The 4,549-nt window shown below is 65.2% G+C and carries 3 protein-coding genes and 3 pseudogenes; 1 reads left to right on the top strand and 5 read right to left on the bottom strand.

Annotated elements, in window-relative coordinates; all coding sequences use genetic code 11:
- On the top strand, nucleotides 1-400 hold a 400-nt coding region (locus EP26_RS37190), incomplete at its 5' end, for a hypothetical protein (RefSeq protein ID WP_211259669.1).
- Nucleotides 401-862: 462 nt separating this feature from the next.
- Here EP26_RS37190 and EP26_RS31295 read toward each other — a convergent pair.
- From EP26_RS31295 to EP26_RS31280, 5 genes and pseudogenes are all read right to left on the bottom strand, one after another.
- Nucleotides 863-2,061: pseudogene (locus EP26_RS31295) on the bottom strand (IS256 family transposase).
- 94 nt (nucleotides 2,062-2,155) lie between these two features.
- A pseudogene (locus EP26_RS34505) lies at nucleotides 2,156-2,464 on the bottom strand (hypothetical protein); the annotation flags it as partial.
- 35 nt (nucleotides 2,465-2,499) lie between these two features.
- Nucleotides 2,500-2,955, bottom strand: coding sequence for a DUF2934 domain-containing protein (locus EP26_RS34500; RefSeq protein ID WP_084113222.1), 456 nt, complete (start codon nucleotides 2,953-2,955; stop codon nucleotides 2,500-2,502).
- A gap of 255 nt (nucleotides 2,956-3,210) precedes the next feature.
- The gene (locus EP26_RS31285) at nucleotides 3,211-3,570 is read right to left on the bottom strand and encodes a hypothetical protein (RefSeq protein ID WP_043345705.1); all 360 of its coding nucleotides are present in this window, start codon (nucleotides 3,568-3,570) and stop codon (nucleotides 3,211-3,213) included.
- A gap of 196 nt (nucleotides 3,571-3,766) precedes the next feature.
- Nucleotides 3,767-4,288 (bottom strand): annotated as a pseudogene (locus EP26_RS31280) (IS66 family transposase); the annotation flags it as partial.
- Between the last annotated feature and the right edge of the window lie 261 nt (nucleotides 4,289-4,549).

Here is a 4,549-nt window from a genome sequence, read left to right as displayed (position 1 = left end):
ATTAGTGGACTGGCCGCGCTTCTCCCGCCGCAATCTCGGAGAGGAGATCAGAGCTTCCGGCAGCAGCGTCCATGTCTTCGGCTGCGGCGATGCACGCCAAGCCGTGATCTGGCTCCTGCGTCCAGACTTGGAGGACGCGCCGTTTGAAAAAGGGCGACGTCCCCTGCGTCGGGCTGCTCAAGGCGGCCAAGTCTCACTTACCCTCAGAGTGCCCGGTTTGATGCCTGGTGCTTACGAGGTCGTACTCTGGGACACCCGAACTGGGCGAGAGAGCGGGCGGGTGAGGGCCGTGGCGGAGGATACCGCAGGGCTGACCTTGCCAATCCGTTTTTCCGGTTCTGACGTCGCCCTGGCGATCACCCCGCGCGGTGCCGTGGCGCTAAACCCTACGCTGGAATGAGAAAGCTTCGGTAGGCAGGGCTATCGTCGAGGTGCTGGAGGAAAACACACGATGCATGACTTGTCAGCGTGTTGCACCGGTCAACGGGTCGGGCGCAGTGAGCCCTGCTGAGGTGACACGGCGAAAGTGGTCCGGATCTGGTGTGAACACGGCGGGTACGCAGGCCAGCGATACGAGCGCAGTGGTGGGCCTCGGCGCTGTCGGCATGAATGCGTTGTTCGCAGCGGTCGCCAGTGGCGCGGAACGTATCATGGCTACTGATACCAGCGCCGAAGCTCGGCCTCGCCCGACAATGAGGCGCGACTGACACTTTCCCTGCCACCGATGCGGACTGCGTCGAATGGAGCAAAACGGCGACTGATGGCGGCGTCGATACGGTCATTGAGACTGCCGGTCGCCGTGTTGCAGGTCGCGTCCCTGGGCGTGGTGTAGGAGCGATGCTCCTTGGCGGGTTGGGCGCCTTCAGTTTGCCACGGCGGGCAGGCTGACGGGGGCAGTATCGCTTACGGCACCGATCGTCTCCAGCGTCATGTAGCGGGAGCGCTGGGTGGCCCACTCGTCGGATTGCTCGAGGAGCAGCGCACCGACGAGCCTGACAACGGCAGCTTCGTTGGGAAAGATGCCGACCACGTCGGTGCGGCGCTTGATCTCGCCGTTGAGCCGCTCGATCGGGTTTGTGCTGTGGAGCTTGGCGCGGTGCTCGCGGGGGAAGTCCATGAAGGCCAGGACGTCCTCCTCGGCAGCGTCCATCAGGCTGGCGAGCTTCGGCACCTTGGGGCGGAGTTGGTCGGCAACCCGGCGCCACTGGGCGTGGGCAGCTGGGGCGTCCGCTTCGGCATAGGCGGTGCCGATCCAGGCCGAGACAATGCGGCGCTGGGTCTTGCCGGCATGGGCCGCGGCATTGCGGCCAAAATGCACGCGGCAGTGCTGCCACGTCGCCCTGAGCACCCTGGCCACAGCGGCCTTGAGGCCCTCATGGGCGTCGGAGATGACCAGCCTCACACCGCGCAGGCCACGCCGGGCTAGGCCACGCAGGAAGTCGGTCCAGAAGGTCTCCGCTTCCGAGGCGCCGACCGCCATGCCGAGCACCTCGCGCCGGCCATCGCCATTGACGCCCACCGCGATGGTGACCGCGACCGAGACAATGCGGCCCGCCTCTCTGACCTTCACATAGATGGCGTCGAGCCAGAGATAGGGCCAGTCGCCCTCAATCGGGCGGGCAAGGAAGTCCTGCACCTGTTGGTCGATCTCGCCGCAAAGACGGCTCACCTGGCTCTTGCTGATCCCCTCCATGCCCATGGCCCGGACCAGGCGTCCACCGAGCGGGTGGAGATGCCTTGGACATAGGCCTCCTGGATCACCGCCGTCAGCGCCTTCTCCGCCAGCCGCCGCGGCTCCAGGAAGGCCGGGAAATAGGAGCCACGCCGCAGCTTCGGAATGCGCAACTCCACCGTGCCGACCCGGGTCTGCCAGTCGCGCTCGCGGTAGCCGTTGCGCTGGTTCACCCGATCAGCGCTGCGCTCGCCGTGGCCGGCGCCGCAGGCCCCCTCAGCATCCAGCTCCATCAGCCGATGCTCAGCAAAACCAATCATCTCCCGCAGGAAAGTGGCGTCAGAGCCCTTCTCCAACAGCTCCCGAAGGGCAATCCTGTCGTCGGTCATCGTGGCTATCCAAGGTTTGGGGTGTAGGTCTCGACAACCCCACCCTACCGAGGACCACCACGATGGCCGCCACCGTTACGGCGGCGGCCTCCTACTTCTGCCGCTTGATGAACGGCTTCACATAGGCCGGCGGGATCAGCCGCACCGTATGGCCCAGCTTGCCGATCTCCCGTGCCCAATGGTGTGCCCCGCCACAGGCCTCCAGCGCCACAACACACGGCGCCTGTCCCGCGAAGAACTAGAGGACCTTGGCCCGCACCAGGCGCTTGCGAAACACCACCCGCCCGCCCGCATCGGCGCCATGCGCCTGGAATACCTGCTTCGCAATGTCGAGCCCGATCGTGCTAGCCTGTCCCACGGACGCCTCCCTTGGTGGTTGCTCAACACCTCCACCTTGGCACATCGATGCCGTCGGGGGGCGTCCACACCATCAAGATCTCAGTAGGCCTCAAACTCTCGCACTCGACGCCAATGTTCATCGGCACGTCCTTCGGGACATCCCTCCTGGCGCCAAAGCACGTAGGCGCGCTCACGGAGATGCTGATCGAGCGCACGATTCCAGTGATCGTCGGCCTGTCTTTCTGGCCGACCGGCCTGCTCCCAAAGAACATAAGCGTGTTCACGTACCAACTGTTCTAGACCGAGTTTCGTTTCGGAGTTGCTGCTGATAGTGTCCCCGTAGGGTTCCATCCGGCCACTTCGACTGATGTGCGTACTTGCGCTTAAGTCCCGGAGTTCGATATCGGGGACTAGCTGTCCGTGAGCGGCCGCCTCCAAAGCTTTCGCCCCGTAATCCGCATCGGTCGCAGCACCTTCCGGTCCTGGCAAAGTGACCGGATAGGTGTGTAGGACCCGTTGGCTGCCATCCAGAATATCTATGAGGTGCTCAGTCATCGCTTTGTCCTTCTAATAACTGGGTCGGATAACTCGGTCGCACGTCGAGAATGGCAGCATCGCCGCGGTGCGGCGCCGCCGCCTCAGTCCGGCCTCGGAGAAACCGAGGTTTCACTTGTGCTGGTCGGGCACCGTTTTTCAACGTGCTCGCCGAACAGAGCCTAGGTGTAGGCCGGCTCCGGCGCCGTCGAGCCCTCTCGCCGGAGAGACCTACAGAAGGCCAAGTTCCCGCGGTGGGAACAGCGCGGCATGGCCTCAGCCTGCGAGCTTGCCGGAGCAGGCATAGATCACCTCGGAGTCGGCGGTTGCGGCGCCCGGCATGATGGCCCAGTTGCGTGCCAGTTCGTTGCGGGCGTTCCACTCGGGCACTGCGGCACCGGCCGGCATCGTGCCGCGGGCGCGCTCGGCACAGAAGATTGCCTGCTGCTCGATGATGCCGGCACGGCTGGCGGCCTCGGCGGTGCTGGTGCGGATCTGGAAGCCGGAGAAACCGGACACGATGGGGCCGGCGATCAGGCCGATCGCCACACCAATAGCAATAGGCTTCCACTCGGCCCATTTGGCGGCCGCGGTCTGCATCATGGTCGCTGGTCGGGTCACTGGCTGGCCGGTCATGGCTTCATCCTCCGGCGCCGGAGATGCCTGGCCGATGCCCTGGGCAAAGGCGTCGGTCTTAAGCGGGGTGCAATGCTTGTGGTCCAGCGCAACTAAAGATATGGCGATGATGACAGGCCTATACATCCTGGCGCCGTCAAATACTGAGGCATATTCTTGTAATTACCCACCCCCTCTGACTTCTGCGGCGTAGCGGCTAGGCCGTGACGGTCGTCAGGATGGTACCGAATACGCTGGTGTTCGGCGCGAGGCGGGCGGTGTTGGCCACGGTGCGCACGTCCGCCTCACCCTGACCGGCCCACATCGCGCGATAGCCGTTGGTGAGCTTGCGCTGGATCACGGCGGGGCGGAGGTCGCGCTCGCAGGCGTTGTTCGTCGCCCCGACCCAGCCAGGCCAGTCCACAAAGGTGGGGAGCTGGTCGCGCGCTCGCCACAGTTTCGCTTGCGGCGCCCGGGCCAGTTCGCACCCGCTCCGCGCTGCCAGGATCGCGTTCAGCCTGCATTCGAGCGCCCGCCGCTTGGCGGCCAGAGTGGAGGCGGCCAGGCGTGCGGTGGCGTAGGCCAAGTCGAAGGCCGAGCTCAGCCAGAGCTCGAGCCGGAACGGCATTGGGTCGTCGCTGGCCTCGAGCGCGTACGCCACATCGCGCGCCAGGTATGCCAGGCAGGTCTGCTGTGCCAAGCCGTGGCCCTGTTGCGCCGAATAGCGGTCCGAGAGCCATCTGTGGACGCCCCCTTCAGGGCAAGGGAAAACTTCAGGATTGCCGTGACGCGTAGTCGGATGCTGCCATCTGTCCGGCCTCTTTTGCGGCCATGGACCGCCGGCCTGCATGGGAGTTCGCGGATCGGGTCCACATCAGACCGGCGTACTCGGGGTACGTTGGCTCTACCTGGTTCTCCCGACCCCGTCTCACCGACTGTTGCGCCATGACCTCCTTGCGCTCGCCCTACGCCTCGGTGGCTGCCGGCCGTGGCGGACTTA

This window comes from Belnapia moabensis DSM 16746 (genome assembly GCF_000745835.1).
Classification (GTDB): Bacteria; Pseudomonadota; Alphaproteobacteria; order Acetobacterales; family Acetobacteraceae; genus Belnapia; species Belnapia moabensis.
Note: the sequence above shows the minus strand (reverse complement) of the source record. Positions and strands in the feature narration are given on the sequence as shown.

Coding starts and splice junctions, on each gene's coding strand:
- EP26_RS34500 (WP_084113222.1), bottom strand. CDS start 2,955: ATGACTGAGCACCTCATAGATATTCTGGATGGCAGCCAACGGGTCCTA.
- EP26_RS31285 (WP_043345705.1), bottom strand. CDS start 3,570: ATGACCGGCCAGCCAGTGACCCGACCAGCGACCATGATGCAGACCGCG.